Annotated in this window: 21 protein-coding genes; 12 read left to right on the plus strand and 9 right to left on the minus strand. The window is 54.3% G+C overall.

The window, feature by feature from the left end:
• On the minus strand, positions 1-1,182 hold a 1,182-nt coding region (locus ACSZO1_RS01480), incomplete at its 3' end, for a lytic polysaccharide monooxygenase (RefSeq protein ID WP_437608810.1).
• 310 nt (positions 1,183-1,492) lie between these two features.
• Here ACSZO1_RS01480 and ACSZO1_RS01485 point away from each other — a divergent pair.
• Positions 1,493-3,469, plus strand: a complete 1,977-nt coding sequence (locus tag ACSZO1_RS01485; RefSeq protein ID WP_437608812.1) for a glycoside hydrolase family 3 protein — start codon at positions 1,493-1,495, stop codon at positions 3,467-3,469.
• On the opposite strand, the gene ACSZO1_RS01490 is transcribed toward ACSZO1_RS01485, so the two are convergent.
• Positions 3,466-4,401 carry a helix-turn-helix transcriptional regulator gene (locus ACSZO1_RS01490; RefSeq protein WP_437608814.1) on the minus strand — a complete coding sequence of 312 codons (936 nt, stop codon included), beginning with the start codon at positions 4,399-4,401 and terminating at the stop codon, positions 3,466-3,468. The genes ACSZO1_RS01485 and ACSZO1_RS01490 overlap by 4 nt on opposite strands.
• Before the next feature lie 122 nt (positions 4,402-4,523).
• On the opposite strand from ACSZO1_RS01490, the gene ACSZO1_RS01495 reads away from it, so the two are divergent.
• From ACSZO1_RS01495 to ACSZO1_RS01525, 7 genes are all read left to right on the plus strand, one after another.
• The gene (locus ACSZO1_RS01495) at positions 4,524-5,522 is read left to right on the plus strand and encodes a class I SAM-dependent methyltransferase (protein WP_437608816.1); all 999 of its coding nucleotides are present in this window, start codon (positions 4,524-4,526) and stop codon (positions 5,520-5,522) included.
• Positions 5,523-5,791: 269 nt separating this feature from the next.
• On the plus strand, positions 5,792-6,832 hold the full coding sequence (gene pstS, locus ACSZO1_RS01500) for a phosphate ABC transporter substrate-binding protein PstS (RefSeq protein WP_437608818.1): 1,041 nt from the start codon (positions 5,792-5,794) through the stop codon (positions 6,830-6,832).
• 90 nt (positions 6,833-6,922) lie between these two features.
• A complete protein-coding gene (gene pstC / locus ACSZO1_RS01505; protein ID WP_437608820.1) occupies positions 6,923-7,885 on the plus strand; it encodes a phosphate ABC transporter permease PstC in 963 nt (320 codons plus the stop codon).
• Positions 7,882-8,769: a phosphate ABC transporter permease PstA gene (gene pstA, locus ACSZO1_RS01510; protein ID WP_437608822.1), complete on the plus strand. Its 888-nt coding sequence runs from the start codon at positions 7,882-7,884 to the stop codon at positions 8,767-8,769. Before pstC ends, pstA begins: the two co-directional genes overlap by 4 nt.
• A gap of 44 nt (positions 8,770-8,813) precedes the next feature.
• Positions 8,814-9,587, plus strand: a complete 774-nt coding sequence (gene pstB / locus ACSZO1_RS01515) for a phosphate ABC transporter ATP-binding protein PstB (RefSeq protein WP_437608824.1) — start codon at positions 8,814-8,816, stop codon at positions 9,585-9,587.
• 16 nt (positions 9,588-9,603) lie between these two features.
• Complete coding sequence (gene phoU / locus ACSZO1_RS01520) at positions 9,604-10,338, plus strand: phosphate signaling complex protein PhoU (RefSeq protein WP_437608826.1); 735 nt, start codon at positions 9,604-9,606, stop codon at positions 10,336-10,338.
• A gap of 121 nt (positions 10,339-10,459) precedes the next feature.
• Complete coding sequence (locus ACSZO1_RS01525) at positions 10,460-11,698, plus strand: MFS transporter (protein WP_437608828.1); 1,239 nt, start codon at positions 10,460-10,462, stop codon at positions 11,696-11,698.
• Positions 11,699-11,871: 173 nt separating this feature from the next.
• Here ACSZO1_RS01525 and yieH read toward each other — a convergent pair whose 3' ends face one another.
• Entirely contained in the window at positions 11,872-12,534 is a 663-nt protein-coding gene (gene yieH / locus ACSZO1_RS01530; protein ID WP_437608830.1) for a 6-phosphogluconate phosphatase, read from the minus strand.
• 224 nt (positions 12,535-12,758) lie between these two features.
• On the opposite strand from yieH, the gene ACSZO1_RS01535 reads away from it, so the two are divergent.
• On the plus strand, positions 12,759-14,072 hold the full coding sequence (locus tag ACSZO1_RS01535) for an NCS2 family permease (protein ID WP_437608832.1): 1,314 nt from the start codon (positions 12,759-12,761) through the stop codon (positions 14,070-14,072).
• Between the two features lie 39 nt (positions 14,073-14,111).
• Here ACSZO1_RS01535 and ACSZO1_RS01540 read toward each other — a convergent pair whose 3' ends face one another.
• Positions 14,112-14,852: a 4'-phosphopantetheinyl transferase family protein gene (locus ACSZO1_RS01540; protein ID WP_437608834.1), complete on the minus strand. Its 741-nt coding sequence runs from the start codon at positions 14,850-14,852 to the stop codon at positions 14,112-14,114.
• Between the two features lie 222 nt (positions 14,853-15,074).
• Between ACSZO1_RS01540 and ACSZO1_RS01545 the strand changes: the two genes are divergently transcribed.
• On the plus strand, positions 15,075-15,368 hold the full coding sequence (locus tag ACSZO1_RS01545) for a type II toxin-antitoxin system RelE/ParE family toxin (protein ID WP_437608835.1): 294 nt from the start codon (positions 15,075-15,077) through the stop codon (positions 15,366-15,368).
• A gap of 14 nt (positions 15,369-15,382) precedes the next feature.
• Positions 15,383-15,718: a HigA family addiction module antitoxin gene (locus ACSZO1_RS01550; RefSeq protein ID WP_437608950.1), complete on the plus strand. Its 336-nt coding sequence runs from the start codon at positions 15,383-15,385 to the stop codon at positions 15,716-15,718.
• A gap of 90 nt (positions 15,719-15,808) precedes the next feature.
• On the opposite strand, the gene mnmE is transcribed toward ACSZO1_RS01550, so the two are convergent.
• The 5 genes from mnmE to rpmH form a co-directional block, all read right to left on the minus strand.
• Positions 15,809-17,173: a tRNA uridine-5-carboxymethylaminomethyl(34) synthesis GTPase MnmE gene (gene mnmE, locus ACSZO1_RS01555; RefSeq protein ID WP_437608837.1), complete on the minus strand. Its 1,365-nt coding sequence runs from the start codon at positions 17,171-17,173 to the stop codon at positions 15,809-15,811.
• 78 nt (positions 17,174-17,251) lie between these two features.
• On the minus strand, positions 17,252-18,892 hold the full coding sequence (yidC, locus tag ACSZO1_RS01560) for a membrane protein insertase YidC (protein ID WP_437608839.1): 1,641 nt from the start codon (positions 18,890-18,892) through the stop codon (positions 17,252-17,254).
• 2 nt (positions 18,893-18,894) lie between these two features.
• The gene (gene yidD, locus ACSZO1_RS01565; RefSeq protein ID WP_437608840.1) at positions 18,895-19,152 is read right to left on the minus strand and encodes a membrane protein insertion efficiency factor YidD; all 258 of its coding nucleotides are present in this window, start codon (positions 19,150-19,152) and stop codon (positions 18,895-18,897) included.
• A complete protein-coding gene (rnpA, locus tag ACSZO1_RS01570) occupies positions 19,116-19,475 on the minus strand; it encodes a ribonuclease P protein component (protein ID WP_437608842.1) in 360 nt (119 codons plus the stop codon). Before rnpA ends, yidD begins: the two co-directional genes overlap by 37 nt.
• 15 nt (positions 19,476-19,490) lie before the next feature.
• Positions 19,491-19,631 carry a 50S ribosomal protein L34 gene (rpmH, locus tag ACSZO1_RS01575; protein WP_000831330.1) on the minus strand — a complete coding sequence of 47 codons (141 nt, stop codon included), beginning with the start codon at positions 19,629-19,631 and terminating at the stop codon, positions 19,491-19,493.
• 599 nt (positions 19,632-20,230) lie between these two features.
• On the opposite strand from rpmH, the gene dnaA reads away from it, so the two are divergent.
• Complete coding sequence (gene dnaA / locus ACSZO1_RS01580; protein WP_437608844.1) at positions 20,231-21,628, plus strand: chromosomal replication initiator protein DnaA; 1,398 nt, start codon at positions 20,231-20,233, stop codon at positions 21,626-21,628.
• Positions 21,629-21,631 lie beyond the last annotated feature (3 nt).

Consider the following 21,631-nt stretch of genomic DNA (forward strand, 5'->3'; position numbering starts at 1 on the left):
TCGGGTTCCGGCAGCCTTCAGTGGTCTTTGCAGAGTTAAGACAGGCGGCTTAGCGTTGCACTTCGAACTTGAATCCGCCGACTGCCAGAGCGGATAATCCACCGAATGGGGCTCTTTTTCGTTGACGATAACGGGTAGCGTGCTGACCGTCAGCACGGCGGAATATCCCTTGTGATTAAAGAAAATGCGGTTATTACGCAGCTGCTGCGGGTTGAACTCAATTAAACCGGACGAACTTTTCTGGCCGATTTGCACCAGTCCAGAGTGGTTTTTATTTATTTCTGCCGCCAGCTCAGTAATCCATTGCCCATCGGCATTACTGGCGGTAATCGCTTTTCTGATGTTAACCAAATCGCTGCCGCTGGCTTCGCCCATTAAGCGAAAAATAACGTTATCTCCGGCCTGTACGCGTTGAGTCGCGGCAAATTTACTGTACTCAAACCATTCCACCGGCGTGGAGTCATCCTGATGATGTTCGTGCAGGGGGGGCGGAAGAATATTGCTGCCACGTTCACTAATCACGACATCACTGCAACCATAGAATCCTTCCGTTTCCGGGGCTGCGCGCTGCCAGCGGGAAAATATAACGGCACGCCCGGTTCGGTCTGCGGGGATGGCGATATTGTATTCATCGTAGGCGGTATAAGGGGGTTTCATGCCGGATATATCAACGGTTTCGACGGAGGACGCAACACTGGCGAGAAGCTCCACATCATCCCAGCCGATCACTTTTTTCGTCGGGTCGACATCTTTCTTCGTGATATAGAACTCAATCCAGGATGGCGCATGGGGCTGAGTATAACCGTAACGCATTCTGACTTTGCCGTGGGCATCGGGTTTGAGCCGCGTGGTTTTCCAGCTGGCGCTGGCCAGATTAAAACCCGAACCTTTGGTGGTGCCGCTGCAAATTAAATGGTCAGGTATGGCTTTTTTCGCCTCTTCCGCACGCTGAGCGCCGCCCACAAAGCCGGTTAACTCCTGCCAGGTATAAATGGACTGGCCTCTGTCATGGCTTTTCTCGCTGGCTTCTTTGCAGATGCCGCTCAGTGTTCCCTGCTGAAAGCAGAGAACCTGACGGGCTGGCGGGTCGACCAAGGCACCATGAGAAAACGCGAGTGAGCTGGCAGTCAGTCCTGAAACAGACAATATCAGAGCGAGCGTATTATTCCGTTGTAACGTCATATTTCACTATCCTTAATAAAATTTATTTCGTGAGTAGTCTCCGTGGGTTTTTGTCAGCAATAAATGAGAGTTTTCCCGCCATTTTTCAGGCTGTGACGTTGCCGAATGGAGATATTTCTTTCGTCGTTAAACGATGGGTGGCGGTGATATTTAAATTTGTGATGATGGGTTTTCAGGAGGGATATAAGAATAGTTTGCGCCAGGTTCAGTTTTTGATGTCCGTTTGTTGCACTGATATTCAACCCGGGTCATCGTCATTCTGCCTTTTTTTACTGTGTGTACCTTAAACAAAAATATCCGAGGGAATCAGATGATAACAACAAAGAGTAATAATAAACTAACGTTATTAGCCGGGGCGATAATTACCTCTCTTTTTTCTCCACTCGTTAGTGCAAATATTACCCAGCCCGATCTTGGTGTGAAGAATAAGCCGTTACTGCATATCGGTAGTCTGACATTTAAAGATCTCAATCAGGATGGCAGACTGAATCCCTATGAAGACTGGCGTTTAACGCCGCAACAGCGCGCGCAGGATTTGGTTAAACGTATGACGCGGGCAGAGAAAGCCGGCTTAATGATGCATGGCTCTGCGCCGTCGCCAGGCAGCGTAATTGGCGCGGGATCGGTATATGATTTACCCGCCGCACAAAAAATGATTGTGCAGGAACAGGTACGCAGCCTGATTACCCGTCTTTCCGGGCGTAATCCGCAGCAAATGGCGGAAGAAAATAATAAACTGCAGCAAATTGCCGAATCATCGCGGCTGGGTATTCCACTGACGATCAGTTCTGATCCGCGCAATTCGTTTGAATATCTGACAGGCGCGTCCGTGGATGCCGGATTATTCAGTAAATGGCCGGAAACGCTCGGTATTGCTGCGGTGGGGGATGAAAGTCTGGCACGTCAGTATGGCGATATTATTCGTCAGGAGTATCGTGCGGTAGGGATTAATGAAGCGCTGTCGCCACAGGCGGATATTGCCACTGAGCCGCGCTGGGCGCGAATTAACGGCACCTTTGGTGAAGATGCGGAACTGACCAAACGTATGGTGCGCGGCTATATCACCGGTATTCAGAAGGGGACTTCGGGTGTCGGTAACGACAGTGTGGCGGCAATCGTGAAACACTGGGTCGGTTACGGTGCGGCAAAAGATGGCTGGGACAGCCATAACGCCTACGGTAAATATGCGGCGTTTAGCGGTGATCATCTGGAACGCCATATTTATCCGTTTACCGGCGCGTTTGAGGCCGGTGTTGCCGGAGTGATGCCGACCTACTCTATCCTGCAGGGTGCCAGCTGGCAGGGCAAAGCCATCGAACCCGTCGCCGCAGGTTTTAACCATTTCCTGCTGACCGGTTTACTGCGTGGCCAGTATCACTTTAACGGCATTATTCTCAGTGACTGGCTGATCACCAGCGACTGTAATCAGGTGTGTGAACAGGGCGCGCCAGCCGGAGAAAAACCAGTGCCGGAAGGGATGCCGTGGGGCATGGAAAACGCCACCGTGCAGCAGCGCTTTGTTAAAGCGGTGCAGGCCGGGGTTGATCAGTTTGGCGGTGTTACTGACTCCGCGGTGATTGTTGCCGCGGTGCAGCAGGGAGAGATTGCGCAGGCGCGTATTGATGCTTCCGTAGAGAAGCTGCTGACGCAAACCTTCGCTCTGGGTCTGTTTGAACAACCGTATGTTGATGCCGCGCGCGCCGCGCAGGTGGTCGGCAATCCGGCAGCACAGCAGGCGGCTGATGAAGCGCAGGCGCGTTCACTGGTGCTGTTGCAAAATCAGGGCGTGCTGCCACTGCGTCAGGGGATGAAAATCTGGTTGTCCGGGGTCGATAAACAGGCAGCGCAGCAGGCCGGGCTGGTGGTGGTGGATGAGCCGCAACAGGCAGACATTGCGCTGGTGCGTACCTCTGCGCCTTTTGAGCAGCCGCATCGCAACTACTTCTTTGGCAGCCGCCATCATGAAGGTTCACTGGCGTTTAAAGACGATAATGCCGACTATCAGAAGATTCAGCAGGTCAGCCGCGTGGTGCCAACCATTGTGACGGTCTATCTCGATCGCCCGGCGATACTGACCAATGTGCAAACGCTGAGCAAAGGGTTGATCGCTAACTTTGGTGTCAGTGATACGGTGCTGCTGCAGAAAATGCTGAGCCTGGAGGCCTGGCGCGGCCGGCTGCCGTTTGAGCTACCTTCTTCTATGGACGCGGTGCTGAAGCAGCAGTCAGATGTGGCGGCAGACAGTGAAAAGCCGTTGTACCCGTTAGGCTTTGGTCTGGCGCGTTAATTGGCACGACGCCCGCCGACGCTGCGGGCGTGATAACCATAATAGCGGTAAAACGCCATGCTGAAATTATTCGCATGGCGATAGCCCACCTGCCAGCCCGCCTGTGCGACCTGGTAGCCCGCTTCCAGCAACTGGTGTGCCTGCGTCATACGCAGCTGTAACAGGAGCTGCCCCGGCGTCGTGTTAAAGCGGTGCTGAAACCCCAGCTTCAGTTTGTAGTCACTCAGGCCCACCGACATTGCCAGCGCAGACAGGGAAAACGGCTCGGCCAGATTCTCCTTCATCCACGCATATGCCTGCTCCAGCCGTTGTTCATCCTGCGGGTGCTGAGGCTTCTCTCTGGCGGGCTGCAGCAGATGGCGGTGTAGCGCCAGCAAATTGAGCATCTGTACCTGCTGCATCAGTGGATCATGACGATGCTGCTCCAGCTGCGTCAGTTGCCAGCACGTCGCCGGGCTGAAAGGCAGATAAGCGTGGCGGGTTAACGTCTGCTGGCGGAATAATCCTGCATAACTCTCTTCGCCCAGATAATGACGCACACAGTCAGCATTCAGCACCAGTCGCAGCTGGTGCAGGGTTTCGCCCGCGCGATAGTGGCGCTCGCCGTCGCTGCCCTGAAAGCTGGTAATAGTCAGATGTTGCCGGCTGAAGTGGATATCGCCTCCCTGTCCGCTGTTATCGCGATACCAGGAGTCGCCCTCAAGGGCGAAGGTGAGCACCAGCAGCGGTTGTGTCGCGGGCTGGCATGTCTCTTCGATGAGTGGCCGTATCGGCTGATAGTGAGTGCGCGCCAGCATCAGACCGTCTCTGGCACGGGTAAAAGCAGAACTGCATGCGCCCACCGTCGCCGGTAATGTCGCCCGATCATCCGTGAACTGAATATCCTGACGACGTACACGATAAGTCGGTGTGCCCTGGAATACCTGCACCATCTTGTTCACCGTTTCGCAGAGGAAATCCGCCGCTTCGCAGATAAATGAGGATAATTATCATTATTGTTTATCGCTACGATGATTACCAGTGTAACGAGTTCAATAATGAAGAAGGGTAATCCATGACATTCCCGGTAACGCTGTTAAATGAGTTGGCCAGTAGTGCAGTGGTGGCGGATGCGGTTCACCTCGCGCTACAGGCCGGGGTCTTTGAACATCTGCAACAGCCACGGCAGCCTCAACAGGTGGCCACCACGCTGGACTGGCAGGCGGAGAAAACCGCACATTTACTTGAGCTGTTATGGAGTGTGGGCTTACTGACGCGGGAACATGGGCTGTATCAGACGACTACGGAGACGCGCACCTTCTTTTGCCGTGATGGCGGACACTTTATTGGCGATGCCTGGTGTTTTCGCCTGGAAAACTTTCGTCGCTTTGGTCAGCAGCTGGCGACAATACTGCCGCAGCCGTCAGACGTGTTTAGCGAACAGCACGAGTATGACGCGGCGTGGGCCGACGCCGCCAGACGACAGATTGCGCAGGAGCAGCAGGCGCTGACCGCCACCCGCGCCTGTGAAATCGCCGCCACGCTGGTGCAGTTTGACCGGCCAGCCACGCTGCTGGATATGGGCGGCGGGCCAGGGCTGGTCAGCATCGCACTGGCACAGCGTTATCCTCAGTTACGTGGCATGCTGAACGATCTGCCACTGACGGCGCAGGTGGCGCAGCAGAATTTTGTCGCGGCGGGCATTGCGGATCGTTTTTCTGCGGTCAGCGCGATCCCGGATGAACAACGTTTTGATGTGATCTGGTGTTCATCATTTCTCTATTTTGTTGCCGATCCGGCACAGATGCTGGCGCGCTTTTTCCGCCTGCTGAATCCGGGCGGGGTGCTGATCAGTGTGCATGGCGAAGTGCCTGCACAGCCGCAGCGGGCGGCGCAGATGCTGCCCGCCCATTTGCCGCTGATGATGCGCGGCAAACATGTCACTCATGAAGGTGAAATGCGTGCGCGACTGGATACTGCGGGGTTCGATCGTGTGGAACACATGCCGGGAACCTGTGTCTTCCCAATGTCGCCGTTAAGCGTACATCTGGCGTTTCGCTCTGGTGGCTCGTAAGGTGGGGAGCAACGCGGATAACGCGCCATTTCTGCTGCGCGGCTGATTAAACCATACATATTTTACGGGTATCACCACGGCAGAACCCGCCGCCGTTCTGCCGCTGGCTTTTTTTGCCGCCTTTTCATACTGCGTCTGTCGTCACAAAACTGTCATATTACGTACATTTTACTGTCACCAAACTGTCCTATTTTGCCTCCAGCAGCAATCATTAACCTAAATAAAACGGCATTGAGCCTGACTTTATTACACTCCCCTGGAGAAAGAATATGACACTGATGCATAGCACCTTAGCACGAATCGTCGCAGCAACCGTTTCACTGAGCGCAGCTTCTGCGATGGCAGCGGCAAGCCTGACTGGTGCGGGTGCGACCTTCCCTGCGCCGGTGTATGCCAAGTGGGCGGATACCTATCAGAAAGAAACTGGTAACAAGATTAACTACCAGGGTATCGGCTCATCAGGTGGCGTAAAACAGATTATTGCAAAAACTGTTGATTTCGGTGCCTCTGATGCCCCTCTGGCTGACGACAAACTGGCTGCCGATGGCCTGTTCCAGTTCCCAACCGTGATCGGTGGTATCGTGCTGGCTATCAACCTGCCAGGCGTGAAATCCGGTGAACTGACGCTGGACGGCAAAACCCTGGGTGATATCTACCTCGGCAACATCAAAAAGTGGAATGATGCCGCTATCGCCAAACTGAACCCGGGCGTAAAACTGCCAGACACCAACATCAACGTGGTGCGCCGCGCTGACGGTTCCGGTACTTCTTTCGTCTTCACCAGCTACCTGGCGAAAGTGAACGAAGAGTGGAACAGCAAGATTGGTAAAGGTAACACCGTTAACTGGCCAACCGGTCTGGGCGGTAAAGGTAACGACGGTATCGCGGCATTCGTTCAGCGTCTGCCAGGTTCTATCGGCTATGTTGAGTATGCTTATGCTAAGCAGAACAACCTGGCGTACACCAAACTGATCAGCGCTGACGGTAAGCCAGTCAGCCCAACCGAGAAGAGCTTCAGCAACGCGGCGAAAGGCGCAGAGTGGAGCAAATCTTTCGCTCAGGACCTGACTAACCAGAAAGGTGATGATGCGTGGCCAATCACCTCTACCACCTTTATCCTGGTACACAAAGAGCAGAGCAACCCAGCGCAGGGCGCTGAAGTGCTGAAGTTCTTTGACTGGGCATACAAAAACGGCGGTAAAGAAGCTAACGCGCTGGATTACTCAACACTGCCAGATTCACTGGTACAGCAGATCCGCGCAGCATGGAAAACCAACGTAAAAGACAGTTCTGGTAAAGCACTGTACTAAGTTGTGACAGGGGGCGAATCACTTCGCCCTCTCCTGTGGGGCGGCACGGTTTACGTGCCGCCTGTGTAATTTTTAAATATCGAGAACGCTATGGCTGAATCCAGGCCGACATTTAAAGCTCCCGGTAAGCAGGGCGATGTTATTTTCAGTGCGCTGGTGAAACTGGCTGCGCTGATTGTGCTATTGATGCTGGGTGGCATTATTGTCTCTCTGATTTTCTCCTCCTGGCCGAGTATCAGTAAATTTGGTTTTTCCTTCCTGTGGAACAAAGAGTGGGATGCGCCAAATGAAACCTTCGGTGCACTGGTGCCGATTTACGGTACGCTGGTCACCTCTTTTATCGCGTTGCTGATTGCTGTCCCAGTCAGCTTCGGTATTGCGCTGTTTCTGACGGAACTGGCGCCAGGCTGGCTGCGCCGTCCGCTGGGGACCGCGATTGAACTGCTGGCGGCGATCCCCAGTATTGTTTACGGCATGTGGGGGCTGTTTATTTTCGCGCCGCTGTTTGCCGAATATTTCCAGACTCCGGTCGGTGGCGTACTGTCCGCTATCCCGTTTGTTGGCGCGTTATTTGATGGCCCGGCATTCGGTATCGGTATTCTGGCGGCAGGTGTGATCCTGGCCATTATGATTATTCCTTACATCGCTTCGGTAATGCGTGATGTGTTTGAGCAGACACCCGTGATGATGAAAGAGTCTGCTTACGGCATCGGCTGCACCACCTGGGAAGTGATCTGGCGCATCGTGCTGCCCTTTACCCACAACGGCGTGATTGGTGGTGTGATGCTCGGTCTTGGTCGCGCACTGGGTGAGACCATGGCGGTGACCTTTATCATCGGCAATACCTACCAGCTCGACAGCGCATCGCTGTTTATGCCGGGTAACAGTATTACCTCGGCACTGGCGAACGAATTCGCGGAAGCGGAATCCGGACTGCATACTGCCGCGCTGATGGAGCTGGGGCTGATTCTGTTTGTAATCACCTTTATCGTGCTGGCGATTTCGAAATACATGGTGATGCGTTTAGCGAAAAATGAAGGAGCGCGCACATGACAACGCTTGAGCTACAGGCGCGCGAAGAGCTGGAAGTATCACGTCGCAAAATGCAGGCGCGTCGCCGGACCAAAAACCGTATCGCGCTGACCCTGTCAATGCTGACCATGGCCTTTGGTCTGTTCTGGCTGATCTGGATCCTGTTTTCCACCATCACGCGTGGCATCGACGGGATGTCACTGGCGCTGTTCACTGAAAATACGCCGCCACCGAATACCGCGGGTGGTGGTCTGGCGAATGCGTTGGCCGGGAGTGGCCTGTTAATTCTGTGGGCGACCATTTTTGGTACGCCACTGGGGATTATGGCGGGTATCTACCTGGCGGAATATGGCCGTAAATCCTGGCTGGCGGAAGTGATTCGCTTTATTAACGATATCCTGCTGTCTGCACCGTCGATTGTCGTCGGTCTGTTTGTTTACACCATCGTGGTGGCACAGATGGAGCACTTCTCTGGCTGGGCGGGCGTGATTGCGCTGGCGCTGCTGCAGGTGCCGATTGTGATTCGTACCACCGAGAACATGCTGAAACTGGTGCCGGATGGCCTGCGTGAAGCGGCTTATGCCCTTGGCACACCGAAGTGGAAAATGATCTCCGCGATTACGCTGAAAGCCTCTGTCTCCGGGATTATCACCGGGGTGCTGCTGGCGGTGGCGCGTATTGCGGGTGAAACGGCGCCGCTGCTGTTTACCTCATTGTCGAACCAGTTCTGGAGTACCGACATGATGCAGCCGATCGCTAACCTGCCGGTGACCATCTTCAAATTCGCCATGAGCCCGTTTGCCGAGTGGCAAAGCCTGGCCTGGGCAGGTGTGCTGATTATTACGCTGTGTGTGCTGTTACTGAACATTGCCGCACGTGTCATCTTTGCCAAAGGCAAACATTAATTGAACAGCGCGGCTGAGGCGGCGCTGCAGAAGAGAGAATAAGCATGAGTATGGTGAAAAACGCTCCCGGCAAAATTCAGGTTCGCGATCTGAACTTCTATTACGGGAAATTCCATGCCCTGAAGAATATCAATCTGGATATTGCGAAAAACCAGGTAACAGCATTTATCGGTCCGTCTGGGTGTGGTAAATCCACCCTGCTGCGCACCTTTAACAAGATGTTTTCGCTCTATCCTGAGCAGCGTGCGGAAGGTGAAATTCTGCTGGATGGCGAGAACATTCTGACCGCCAGCCAGGATATCGCCTTGCTGCGCGCGCGCGTCGGCATGGTGTTCCAGAAGCCAACGCCATTCCCGATGTCGATTTACGACAATATCGCCTTTGGCGTGCGTCTGTTTGAAAAGCTGTCGCGTGCGGATATGGATGAGCGTGTGCAGTGGGCGCTGACCAAAGCAGCACTGTGGAATGAAACCAAAGACAAGCTGCACCAGAGTGGCTACAGCCTCTCCGGTGGTCAGCAGCAGCGTCTGTGTATCGCCCGCGGAATTGCGATTCGCCCGGAAGTGCTGTTGCTGGATGAGCCTTGCTCAGCACTCGACCCAATTTCAACCGGTCGTATCGAAGAGCTGATTACGGAACTGAAGCAGGATTACACCGTGGTCATCGTGACGCATAATATGCAGCAGGCGGCACGTTGTTCTGACCATACTGCCTTTATGTATCTTGGTGAACTGATCGAATTTAGCGATACGGATACCCTGTTTACCAAGCCGCATCAGAAACAGACTGAAGATTATATTACCGGACGCTACGGCTGATTTGCCTGGAGAACTTATGGATAATTTAAATCTGAACAAACATATCTCCGGCCAGTTTAACGCCGAGCTGGAGCACATCCGCACCCAGGTGATGATCATGGGCGGGCTGGTGGAGCAGCAACTCACCGATGCCATTACCGCGATGCATAATCAGGATGCGGAACTGGCGCAGCAGGTGATTGATGGCGACCATAAGGTCAATATGATGGAAGTGGAGATTGATGAAGCCTGTGTGCGCATCATCGCCAAACGTCAGCCGACCGCCAGCGATTTGCGCCTGGTGATGGCCATCATCAAAACCATCTCTGAGCTGGAGCGTATTGGTGATGTGGCGGAGAAGATCAGCCGCACAGCGCTGGAGAAATTCAGCCAGCAACATCTGCCGCTGCTGGTCAGCCTGGAGTCACTGGGCCACCATACCGTGCAGATGCTGCATGATGTGCTGGATGCCTTTGCACGTATGGATCTGAATGAAGCTATCCAGATCTATCGTGAAGATAAAAAGGTCGACCAGGAGTATGAGGGCATCGTGCGTCAGCTGATGACGTATATGATGGAAGATCCGCGCACTATCCCAAGTGTGCTGACCGCCCTGTTCTGCGCGCGTGCCATCGAGCGTATCGGCGACCGCTGCCAGAACATCTGCGAAATTATTTTCTATTTCGTCAAAGGTCAGGACTTCCGTCATGTCGGCGGCGACCAGCTTGATAAGCTGCTGGCTGGTGACAACGGCGGCAGTAACCCCGCGTAATTTCCCCCGAGGCCGGATATCCGGCCTCTGCTTTTTCCCCCGCAGTGCTGTTTGCTGGTTGGATTGTGATCGCCGTCATCTTTATACTTGGCGCACAATTTTTTCTGCAAGGCCCTGAGACATGACTACTTCCCCCCAGCCAAAGCAAAGCGCCACGCCGGGCAAAGCGATGCTCGCCGCCGTCAGTGGCTATGCCATGGACGGTTTTGATCTGTTGATCCTCGGTTTTATGTTACCGGCTATTAGTGCCTCGTTGCTGTTAACGCCATCGGAAGCGGGGTCGCTGGTGACCTGGACGCTGATCGGCGCGGTACTCGGCGGGATTATCTTCGGCAACCTGAGTGACCGTTTTGGCCGCATCCGTATGCTGACGGTGACTATCCTGATGTTTTCCGTGTTTACCGGTCTGTGTGCCGTGGCGCAGGGTTACTGGGATCTGCTGGCGTATCGCACGCTGGCGGGTGTCGGTCTGGGCGGTGAGTTCGGTATCGGCATGGCGCTGATTGCTGAAGCCTGGCCCGCGAATAAGCGTAACCGTGCTTCGGCGTGGGTGGGGATTGGCTGGCAGTTGGGTGTATTGCTGGCGGCATTTATCACTCCGCTGCTGCTGGGTGTGATTGGCTGGCGTGGGATGTTCCTCGTCGGTCTGTTGCCGGCACTGGTCTCTTTCCTGATCCGCCGCAGTATGGGCGAGCCGGAAGCTTTTACCCGCCAGGCCGCCACGATGCCGTCGCTCTCTTTTGCGGCTCGTCTGAAACTGCTGTTTAAGGATGCGCAGACCGCGAAAGCCAGTCTGGGCATTCTGATCCTTTGTTCGGTGCAGAACTTCGGTTATTACGGCCTGATGATCTGGATGCCAAGCTATCTCTCCTCTAACTTTGGCTTCTCGCTGACCAAATCCGGTCTGTGGACGGCTGTGACGGTGGTGGGGATGACCTTCGGCATCTGGCTGTTTGGCGTGCTGGCAGACCGTTTCGCGCGCTGGAAGATTTTCCTGCTGTATCAGTTTGGAGCGGTGGTAATGGTAGTGGTGTACGCCCAGCTGAGTGACCCGACGGTGATGTTGTTTACCGGGGCGCTGATGGGGATGTTTGTTAATGGCATGATTGGCGGCTACGGCGCGCTGATCTCCGATACTTACCCGGTGCAGGTGCGGGCAACGGCGCAAAACGTGTTGTTTAATCTGGGACGCGGCGTGGGTGGTTTTGGTCCGCTGGTGATTGGTCTGCTGGTGGCGCAATGGTCATTCGGTGCGGCGATTACTCTGCTGGCGCTGATCTATCTGCTGGATATTGTCGCTACGCTGTTCCTGCTGCCAAAGCGTCAGGGTAAAGAGGATGCGTTAGGGGCGATTGGTTAGGGCGGTGCCTGGCATTGTGCCTGCTCCTGGGGCCGCTTTTAGTATGGTGATTTATTCAGGGGCATCGCTTTTCCTCCGCTGACCGTATTCCCTGCGCCTTGAGCTTGTGTGTTGCTGTAAGGTTTCAGATGCGCTGTGTTTCGTGCTTTGAATAGGTCAGCTATCTTTGCTGTTTATGCCGTAATCGACCAGCCACGTGCGCGCCACAGCGCGGGTAGCTGCGCCATATCGTCAAACGTGGTGACCAGCGGGTGATCGATCGGTTTGTTATGGGCATCGGCGCAGTAGTAAAACACCGGTATTCCGGCGGCAATGCCCGCGCTGGCGCCAGCTTCGGAGTCATCCACCAGGATGCAGCGTTCCAGCGGGACACGCATCTGTTTTGCCGCGTGAACCATTAGTTCCGGATCCGGTTTCCAGCGCTGGATATCGTAGCCGCTGTACAACCGGTCATCAAAATAAGGCAGCAGTTGTGTCAGGCCCAGCGAGTGCTGCATTTTTTTCACCGTGCCGTTTGATACCACGCACATCGGTATCTGCACCTGCGCCAGCAATTCCGGCGCACCGGCAATAGGGTGCAGGTTCTCTTCGAACAGTCGTGCGACTTCCTGGCGATAGGCGCTTTCCAGTTCATCGACGGGCGCATCCAGCTGATGCCGGGCACAGACATCGGCCACGATATCGTACAGCTTCACGCCTTTGTATTTTTCAAACATCTCCTGCAGCGACAGCTCCACGCCGTATTGCGCAAAGGTGTTCACATAGCCCTGGGTACAGATCAGCTCACTGTCCACCAGCGTGCCGTCACAATCGAAAAAGACACACTCCACACTCATCGCGCTGGTCCTTTTAGTATTGAAAGATATGTTTGCAACTCTCGGTACACTTTAACTAACTGTGTCTGGATTGCGACCAGTTAATGTCAATTACTGTTAATGGCGGGGTAAATCGGCAAAAACAACGCAATCGGTTGCGAAAAATCATTGTGATCGGCATCAAAAATCGGAATTTTGGTATAGGATAGCCAGCGACAATATTTTCCTTTCCCTGGAATCCAATAATGAACAAACAAGGTTTACTCCAGCGCCTGTTTAAACTGCAGGAGCATGGCACTACAGTGCGCACTGAAGTCATTGCGGGTATCACGACCTTCCTGACGATGGTGTATATCGTTTTCGTTAACCCGCAGATCCTCGGCGTGGCCGGTATGGATACCCAGGCGGTGTTTGTCACCACCTGCCTGATTGCGGCGTTCGGCAGCATTCTGATGGGTCTGGTGGCTAACCTGCCGGTAGCGCTGGCACCAGCCATGGGCCTGAACGCGTTCTTCGCCTTTGTGGTGGTGGGTGCGATGGGCGTTTCCTGGCAGGTCGGTATGGGCGCGATTTTCTGGGGCGCCGTCGGTCTGCTGCTGCTGACCCTGTTCCGTGTGCGTTACTGGATAATTGCCAATATTCCGGTGAGCCTGCGTGTGGGTATCTCCAGCGGCATCGGCCTGCTGATTGCGATGATCGGCCTGAAAAATGCCGGCATTATCGTGCCAAACAAAGACACGCTGGTCGCGGTCGGCGATCTGACCTCGCACAGCGTGCTGCTGGGCGCGCTGGGCTTCTTTATTATCGCCATTCTGGCATCACGTAACGTGCATATTGCCGTGCTGGTGTCGATTGTCATCACCACGCTGATTGGTATGGCGCTGGGCGATGTGAAGTTCACAGGCGTGTTCTCTGCTCCACCATCCGTGACCTCGGTGATTGGTCAGGTGGACCTGGTGGGCGCGTTTAATATTGGTATGGCGGGGATTATCTTCTCGTTTATGCTGGTTAACCTGTTTGACTCCTCCGGCACCCTGACAGGTGTGACCGACAAAGCCGGTCTGGCGGATGAGAAAGGTCACTTCCCGCGCATGAAGCAGGCTCTGTTTGTTGACAGCGCCAGTTCGGTAGCGGGCTCCTTTATCGGCACCTCTTCGGTGACCGCGTATATCGAAAGCTCTTCTGGCGTGTCCATTGGCGGCCGTACTGGCCTGGTGGCTGTCGTCACCGGCATCCTGTTCCTGCTGGTGATCTTCCTGTCGCCTCTGGCGGCGATGGTGCCCGCTTATGCCGCAGCAGGCGCGCTGATTTACGTTGGTGTGCTGATGACCTCCAGCCTGGCGCGCGTGAAGTGGGATGACCTCACTGAAGCAGTTCCGGCGTTCGTCACTGCCGCGATGATGCCATTCAGCTTCTCCATCACTGAAGGTATCGCACTGGGCTTTATCGCGTACTGCGTGATGAAGGCGGGCACCGGACGCTGGCGTGAAATCAGCCCATGCGTGGTGGTGGTTGCCCTGCTGTTTGTGCTGAAGATTGTATTTATCGACGCCCACTAAGGCGTTGCAGGCGGCGTCAGGATGCTCCTGACGCCGTGCTTAGTGCTGCAGCTGGCGTTCCGCTGGCATGCTGGTTAGTCGCAGTGCCCGCGGCCCCATATTCGGTTTATTCACTTCCACATCGCGCAGCGCGTGCCAGTTCCTGTCCGCATCGATCTCCCACAGACGCAAACGCTGGGTGCCTGGCGATAGCGCGCATGACCACACCATTAGCGGTTCCACATCGCAAATCGCCTGAATGTCGGGAAACGCACCTGAACGCAGTCGGCCGGACGCGGGATGCAGCCGTAACGAGTCGATATCCTGGCGCGCTTCGCCAGTCAGTTTCAGCACGCTCTGGCGCAGTGTCCAGATTTGCGTGGCGGCTTCAATCGGGTCCTGCTGGGCATTGATCCACGCTTTTTCGCCGGAGGAGAGGCACATCAGCTGGTTTTCTACCGTCTGACGGCTGTGGGCGCGGACAATTTCCATATCCAGTCCGGCGCGGCCACCTTCTTCCGCCAGCAAAACGCCGACCAGGCTACCGGCATAGGCGATGCTGAAATCAGGCAGATCGGTATCGGCAAAACAGGGACGACCAGTGCTGGTGGTAATCAGGGCGGGGAGCTGCTGCATGCCATAGACGCGCAGCATCAGTTCAGCCAGCAGCACGCGAGCGGCAAGAAAGCGTGTACGACGGCGCTCGGGCAGATTCCAGGAATCTTCTATTACTTTCTCGGGTAGTCGCTGCAAATATGCCGGTGTCCGGGCATACGCCCAGCGTACAAAATGACTTGCCATCTGTCGCTCCGTGAAAATGGTCGGATAATCATCAAGGCTATTGTAAGAATTTTCTTAGTGGATTTCATCTGACTTCTCCCTGCCAGGGCAAAATTAGGATTTTTGACTAGCGTCTCAGCGTGGTGAAGAAATTATTTTACGTTGTACATCTTTTATCCGTTGTGGGTTTGTTGCACAATCATGTTGTGCATGGAGTGGTGTGCCGTATAAGGACGGTAAGTTATGGCTGTCGAATTCAGGGATGAATGGCTCGAATCATTCTATGTGGATGATCGTGGACACAAAAAAATTCCTTCAACCATTGAAGGTGCTTTGTTTCGAAAACTCCAGATTTTGGATGCAGCGACGCAAGAATCGGACCTGCGAGTGCCACCAGGGAATCGTTTTGAGCATCTGGAAGGAAAAATGGCAGGCTGGTGCTCTGTTCGCGTTAATAAGCAATATCGTTTGATTTTCAGATGGAGTGATGGCATTGCCCATGACACCTGGCTGGATCCTCATATTTACAGAGGTTGATGGAGAATAAGCCCATGAAGAATACAAAACGTCGCCCGGTAACGGTGGGTCAGATGCTGGTGACTGAGTTTCTGGAGCCGATGAATATCGAGATCACCGAACTGGCGCAAGCCATGGGCGTGCACCGGAATACGCTAAGCAGAATTGTGAACGATAAAGGAACGCTGACTGCGCCGATGGCGATAAAACTTGCCGCTGCTTTAGGTAACACACCGGAATTTTGGCTGAACATTCAGCATGCTGTTGAACTTTGGGATGTGCGTCATAATGCCTGGGAACGTGAAGCAAGAGATGTGAAAAGAGTTTACCCGCATACTGAAGGGAAGGTGTTGCTGACTGACCCGCAATAACGTCTCTGCTTCTGCAAGATGGCCGCAGAAAAAGATAATCCTGACAGCACACTCACAGCCCAACAGACTGTTGGGCTGTGAGTTGTCTGATTACTTGCCAATACAAAAACTGGAAAAAATCCGTCCCAGCAGGTCATCGGAAGTAAACTCGCCAGTTATCTCGCTCAGCGCCTGCTGTGCCAGCCGCAGTTCTTCCGCCAGCAGTTCACCGGCCCATGCGCCCAGCAGTTGCTGTTTACCCTGTTGCAGATGGGTGGCGGCCAGCTCCAGTGCCTGCAGATGACGGCGACGTGCCAGGAAGCCGCCTTCCATATTGCCGGCAAAGCCCATGCTCTGTTTCAGATGGTCGCGCAGCACGTCGACACCCTCACCGGTACGCGCCGACAGGCGAATAAGTGAGTGGTTATTCACTTCGCTGATGCCCAGTGTTTCACCCGTGACATCGGCTTTATTGCGTACCACGGTAATCGGCAGGCTGTCAAGCAGACGGGCGATAAAATCAGGCCAGATGGCGGCAGGTTCGGTGGCATCCGTGGTGGTGCCATCTACCATAAACAGTACGCGGTCTGCTTGTTCAATCTCTTTCCACGCACGTTCGATGCCAATGCGCTCCACTTCATCACTGGCTTCACGTAAACCCGCGGTATCAATGATATGCAGTGGCATACCGTCGATATGAATATGCTCGCGCAACACATCGCGCGTGGTGCCCGCGATATCGGTGACAATTGCTGCCTCGCGTCCTGCTAACGCATTGAGCAGGCTTGATTTTCCGGCATTCGGGCGACCGGCGATCACCACTTTCATCCCTTCGCGCAGCAGGCTGCCCTGACGTGCCTCGGCGCGCACCGCGTCGAGATCGGCCATCACCGTGAGCAGCTGGGCTTCAATTTTGCCGTCAGAGAGGAAGTCTATCTCTTCGTCCGGGAAATCAATCGCGGCTTCGACGTAGATGCGCAGGTGAGTAAGTGCTTCCACCAGATGATTGACGCGTGAGGAGAACGCCCCCTGCAGCGAATTGAGCGCCGAACGGGCTGCCTGCTCGGAACTGGCGTCAATCAGGTCAGCAATCGCTTCTGCCTGCGCTAAATCGAGCTTATCGTTGAGGAAGGCGCGCTCGGAGAATTCTCCTGGCTGGGCGATACGTACGCCTGGCAGCGCGACAATGCGCTTCAGCAGCAGGTCGAGGATCACCGGTCCGCCGTGTCCCTGCAATTCCAGCACATCTTCACCGGTAAAGGAGTTCGGCCCCGGGAACCATAGCGCGATGCCCTGATCGAGTGCACTACCGTCCGTATCCAGGAACGGCAGATAATCAGCGTAACGCGGTTTCGGCAGTTTACCCAGCAGTTGCTGCGCCACCTCTGCCGCTTTAGCGCCAGAAACACGCAGGATGCCGACGCCGCCACGTCCCGGAGGTGTCGCCTGTGCAACGATGGTATCGCTATGGCTCATGTTTCACTCTCTTTTGTACCCATAAAGCAAAGGGCGGCATAAATGCCGCCCTCACAGTATCAGCGAATTCGTGAAGAATTACGCTTTCTTATCGCGGCTGTGCAGTCCACGTTTTTCCAGCCCACGGTAAATCAGTTGCTGCTGGAGGATGGTCACCAGGTTGCTGACGATGTAGTACAGCACCAGACCTGACGGGAACCACAGGAAGAACACGGTGAAGATAACCGGCATGTAGGTCATGATCTTCTGCTGCATTGGATCGGTGACGGTGGTCGGTGACATCTTCTGAATAAAGAACATGGTCACACCCATCAGGATCGGCAGGATGTAGTACGGGTCCTGCGCAGACAGGTCATGGATCCACAGTGCGAACGGCGCATGACGCAGTTCTACTGAGCCCATCAGCATATAGTACAGTGCCAGGAAGATTGGCATCTGGATCAGCAGCGGGAAGCAGCCGCCCAGTGGATTCACCTTCTCAGCTTTGTACAGCGCCATCATTTCCTGGCTCATACGCTGCTTGTCATCGCCTAAACGCTCACGCATTGCCTGCATTTTTGGCTGCAGCATGCGCATTTTCGCCATCGAGGTGTACTGCGCTTTGGTCAGCGGGTACATGATGCCGCGCACGATAAAGGTGATAACGATAATGGAGAAGCCCCAGTTACCGATAAAGCCGTGCAGGAATTTCAGCAGTTTGAACAGCGGCTGAGAGATAAACCACAGCCAGCCGTAATCTACGGTCAGGTCGAGATGTGGCGCAACCGCCGCCATTTTGTCCTGAATTTCCGGGCCAACCCACAGGGTTGCCGCCAGATTCTGCTGTGCGCCAGGCGCAACGGTCACCGGAGAAGATTTATAACCGACAGCTGCCACGCCGTTACCCAGGTTACTGGTGTACAGCGTGTTGTTGCCCGCGGTCATTGGCACCCATGCGGTGGCAAAGTACTGCTGCAGCATCGCCACCCAGCCGTTGCTGGTGCTGGTGTTCAGGTTTTCGTTATCGGCAATTTTGTCGAACGCGTATTTCTCATACTTCTCTTCACTGGTGGAGTAAGCCGCACCACGGAAAGTATGTAACGCAAAGTTGTTGCTGCCGGTATCACGGTGTTTTGGCAGTTCAGCGGTTTGCTTCAGCTGGCCAAACATCGCCACTTCCAGCGGCTGCTGGCTGGCGTTGTTCACCTGATATTCGACGTTGATGGCATATTCGCCGCGTTTCAGCACAAAGGTCTTGGTATAGACAGCGCCGTTTTCTGCGGTGAAGGTCATCGGGATACGCAATTCGTTCTGGCCCTGTGCCAGTTCGAAGTGGTCCTGCTCAGTGGCAAACAGCGGGCGGCCATTGGCTGCGCTGTCCGGGCCATCACGACCAATCAGGCCGCTCTGTGCCTGATACAGGAAAGCAGGGGTGGTTTCCAGCAGCTGGAATGGCTGGGCAGAACCCAGTTTATCCGGGTAAGTCAGCAGCTGGGCTTGTTCGATATCACCACCACGGGTGTTGATGTTTAAAGACAGCACATCCGTCTTAACGGTGATCGTCTTGCCCTGACCGCTGGCGGGAACGCCCTGACTGGCCGCATCACCGGCTACGCTGGTCGTGCTCTGTGTGGTCTGGGTCTGCTGTGGCTGCGGAGCATTATCCGTCTGCCAGGCCTGCCAGATCATAAAAGACACGAACAGAAAAGCGATGAGAAAAAGATTGCGTTGCGAATCCATCGTTAATGTTCTCTGTTATCGTCGGTTTTTGGTGGTACCGGATCGTCACCACCCGGGTGTAAAGGGTGGCATTTTAATACGCGTTTCATCGTCAACCAACTGCCTTTTATCACGCCAAACCTGCGCAATGCCTCAATACCGTATTGAGAGCAGGTTGGCTGAAAGCGGCAGTGGGGTCCTAACAGCGGACTGATGACGCGTTGATAAACGCGAATCAGCGCAATCAGGAGCCGCGAGCCAGGCGACAGTGACGACGCCATAATTTCTCCAACGCTTCCGTCAGCGACCGGTTATCGAGGTCAGCAGCCCCTTTTTTCGCCACGACCACAAAATCCATTGCGGGGAGTTCGTGCTGGCGCAGGCGAAAGCTTTCGCGGGTCAATCGCTTGATCCGGTTACGCTCATGCGCACGCTTAACATTTTTTTTCGCGACGGTAAGACCGATACGGGGATGCCCCAGCGTATTAAGGCGGCCGAGAATGGTAATTTGCGGCATGCCAGCCCGTTGTGGCTGCTGGAAGACGAAAGTGAAATGAGCGGGAGTTAACAAACGTAACTCCCTGGGAAATGCGAGCTTAACCACTCAGGGTTAGCTTTATTACTTAGAAACGGTCAGACGAGCGCGGCCTTTAGCACGACGACGTGCCAGAACCTGACGACCATTTTTAGTAGCCATACGAGCACGGAAGCCGTGAGAACGGTTACGCTTCAGTACGGACGGTTGAAAAGTGCGTTTCATGGCGATTTCTACCTAAACTTGAAAAATTTCACTTGGTGACGCGTTTTATGAGTCGTAAAACGACCAACGCCTCAGTGTATCTACAATAAAGAGGCGGGATTGTAATAATTGTACAGTCCGGAGTCAATTTACTTCGCATCGCATCACGTATCTGGATACCCGGTTTGACCCATAAACCAGCCAAAACGGGCCAGAGCGGAACAGGTCGGGGCGAGAATTATACGGCCTCTGTATGAAAGCGCAAGGATCGCCGGGATCTTCTGATGATCGTTTGCAGTAAAATTTCGGCGATAACGTGATGTGCCCGGGAAATTTCATCTAATGCAGACGATCCTGAATGCCTTTTGAGCGGGTTGGCGTACACTTATCTGCGCTATTCTGCCCTGTGGATAAAATGGATCAAAACTGTGTAGAAAGTGAAGATCTCTGGCGCGCTTTGCGCTATGATCCGCCGTTCCGCGAACGATCCGCCTTAACGATCGTTCGCGGACTAACCGCAGATAGCGGTTCGCATACTGATCTAAGCTATGCGTCAACAATGATTAATGTATCGTTCCAGCGCTTTTTTTCTTATCGATTTTGTTCGAGTGGAGTCCGCCGTGTCACTTTCGCTTTGGCAACAGTGTCTTGCCCGCTTGCAGGATGAGCTACCTGCCACAGAATTCAGCATGTGGATACGCCCGTTACAGGCCGAACTCAATGACAACACACTGGCCTTGTATGCACCAAATCGGTTTGTACTCGACTGGGTTCGTGATAAGTATCTGAATAATATCAACGGACTGCTCAATGATTTTTGTGGCACGGACGCGCCATTATTACGTTTTGAAGTCGGCAGCAAGCCGGTCACCCAGACGATCAGTCAGCCGGTTGCCGCTGCCGCCAGCGTAAGCGCGCCGCCTGTGACTGCAGGTGTGCGTGCGGCTCCGTTGCGCCCAAGCTGGGACAATGTGCCCGCACCTGCAGAGCTGTCTTACCGCTCGAACGTCAATACTAAACATAACTTCGACAACTTTGTTGAAGGTAAATCCAACCAGCTGGCGCGCGCGGCGGCGCGTCAGGTTGCCGACAATCCTGGCGGTGCTTACAACCCGCTGTTCCTGTATGGCGGCACCGGTCTGGGTAAAACCCACCTGTTGCACGCGGTCGGCAACGGCATTATGGCGCGTAAACCGAATGCCAAAGTGGTGTATATGCACTCTGAGCGCTTCGTGCAGGATATGGTCAAGGCGCTGCAAAACAATGCTATCGAAGAGTTTAAGCGTTATTATCGTTCGGTCGATGCGCTGCTGATCGATGACATTCAGTTCTTCGCGAATAAAGAGCGTTCCCAGGAAGAGTTTTTCCACACCTTTAATGCCCTGCTGGAAGGTAATCAGCAGATCATTCTGACCTCCGATCGCTATCCAAAAGAGATCAATGGTGTGGAAGATCGTCTGAAATCCCGCTTTGGCTGGGGCCTGACGGTGGCGATCGAGCCGCCGGAACTGGAAACCCGCGTCGCGATCCTGATGAAAAAAGCAGATGAAAACGACATTCGCCTGCCAGGTGAAGTGGCGTTCTTTATTGCCAAGCGTCTGCGTTCCAATGTGCGTGAGCTGGAAGGCGCGCTGAACCGTGTGATTGCTAACGCCAATTTTACCGGCCGGGCGATTACCATTGATTTCGTGCGTGAGGCGCTGCGCGATCTGCTGGCGCTGCAGGAAAAGCTGGTCACCATCGACAATATTCAGAAGACGGTGGCGGAGTATTATAAAATCAAGGTGGCCGATCTGCTCTCTAAACGCCGTTCCCGCTCAGTGGCGCGTCCGCGTCAGATGGCGATGGCGATGGCAAAAGAGCTGACCAACCACAGTTTGCCGGAAATCGGTGATGCTTTCGGGGGTCGCGACCATACGACCGTGCTGCATGCCTGCCGTAAAATAGAGCAGCTACGTGAAGAAAGTCACGACATTAAAGAAGATTTCTCAAATCTAATCAGAACATTATCTTCCTGACGC

It is taken from the genome of Erwinia sp. V71 (genome assembly GCF_965644245.1).
Lineage (GTDB): Bacteria > Pseudomonadota > Gammaproteobacteria > Enterobacterales > Enterobacteriaceae > Erwinia.

Coding starts and splice junctions, on each gene's coding strand:
- rpmH (WP_000831330.1), bottom strand. CDS start 19,631: ATGAAACGCACTTTTCAACCGTCCGTACTGAAGCGTAACCGTTCTCAC.
- pstC (WP_437608820.1), top strand. CDS start 6,923: ATGGCTGAATCCAGGCCGACATTTAAAGCTCCCGGTAAGCAGGGCGAT.
- ACSZO1_RS01490 (WP_437608814.1), bottom strand. CDS start 4,401: ATGGTGCAGGTATTCCAGGGCACACCGACTTATCGTGTACGTCGTCAG.
- ACSZO1_RS01540 (WP_437608834.1), bottom strand. CDS start 14,852: ATGGCAAGTCATTTTGTACGCTGGGCGTATGCCCGGACACCGGCATAT.
- ACSZO1_RS01545 (WP_437608835.1), top strand. CDS start 15,075: ATGGCTGTCGAATTCAGGGATGAATGGCTCGAATCATTCTATGTGGAT.
- pstS (WP_437608818.1), top strand. CDS start 5,792: ATGACACTGATGCATAGCACCTTAGCACGAATCGTCGCAGCAACCGTT.
- ACSZO1_RS01550 (WP_437608950.1), top strand. CDS start 15,383: ATGAAGAATACAAAACGTCGCCCGGTAACGGTGGGTCAGATGCTGGTG.
- ACSZO1_RS01535 (WP_437608832.1), top strand. CDS start 12,759: ATGAACAAACAAGGTTTACTCCAGCGCCTGTTTAAACTGCAGGAGCAT.
- ACSZO1_RS01485 (WP_437608812.1), top strand. CDS start 1,493: ATGATAACAACAAAGAGTAATAATAAACTAACGTTATTAGCCGGGGCG.
- ACSZO1_RS01525 (WP_437608828.1), top strand. CDS start 10,460: ATGACTACTTCCCCCCAGCCAAAGCAAAGCGCCACGCCGGGCAAAGCG.
- phoU (WP_437608826.1), top strand. CDS start 9,604: ATGGATAATTTAAATCTGAACAAACATATCTCCGGCCAGTTTAACGCC.
- yieH (WP_437608830.1), bottom strand. CDS start 12,534: ATGAGTGTGGAGTGTGTCTTTTTCGATTGTGACGGCACGCTGGTGGAC.
- ACSZO1_RS01495 (WP_437608816.1), top strand. CDS start 4,524: ATGACATTCCCGGTAACGCTGTTAAATGAGTTGGCCAGTAGTGCAGTG.
- yidC (WP_437608839.1), bottom strand. CDS start 18,892: ATGGATTCGCAACGCAATCTTTTTCTCATCGCTTTTCTGTTCGTGTCT.
- pstB (WP_437608824.1), top strand. CDS start 8,814: ATGAGTATGGTGAAAAACGCTCCCGGCAAAATTCAGGTTCGCGATCTG.
- mnmE (WP_437608837.1), bottom strand. CDS start 17,173: ATGAGCCATAGCGATACCATCGTTGCACAGGCGACACCTCCGGGACGT.
- yidD (WP_437608840.1), bottom strand. CDS start 19,152: ATGGCGTCGTCACTGTCGCCTGGCTCGCGGCTCCTGATTGCGCTGATT.
- pstA (WP_437608822.1), top strand. CDS start 7,882: ATGACAACGCTTGAGCTACAGGCGCGCGAAGAGCTGGAAGTATCACGT.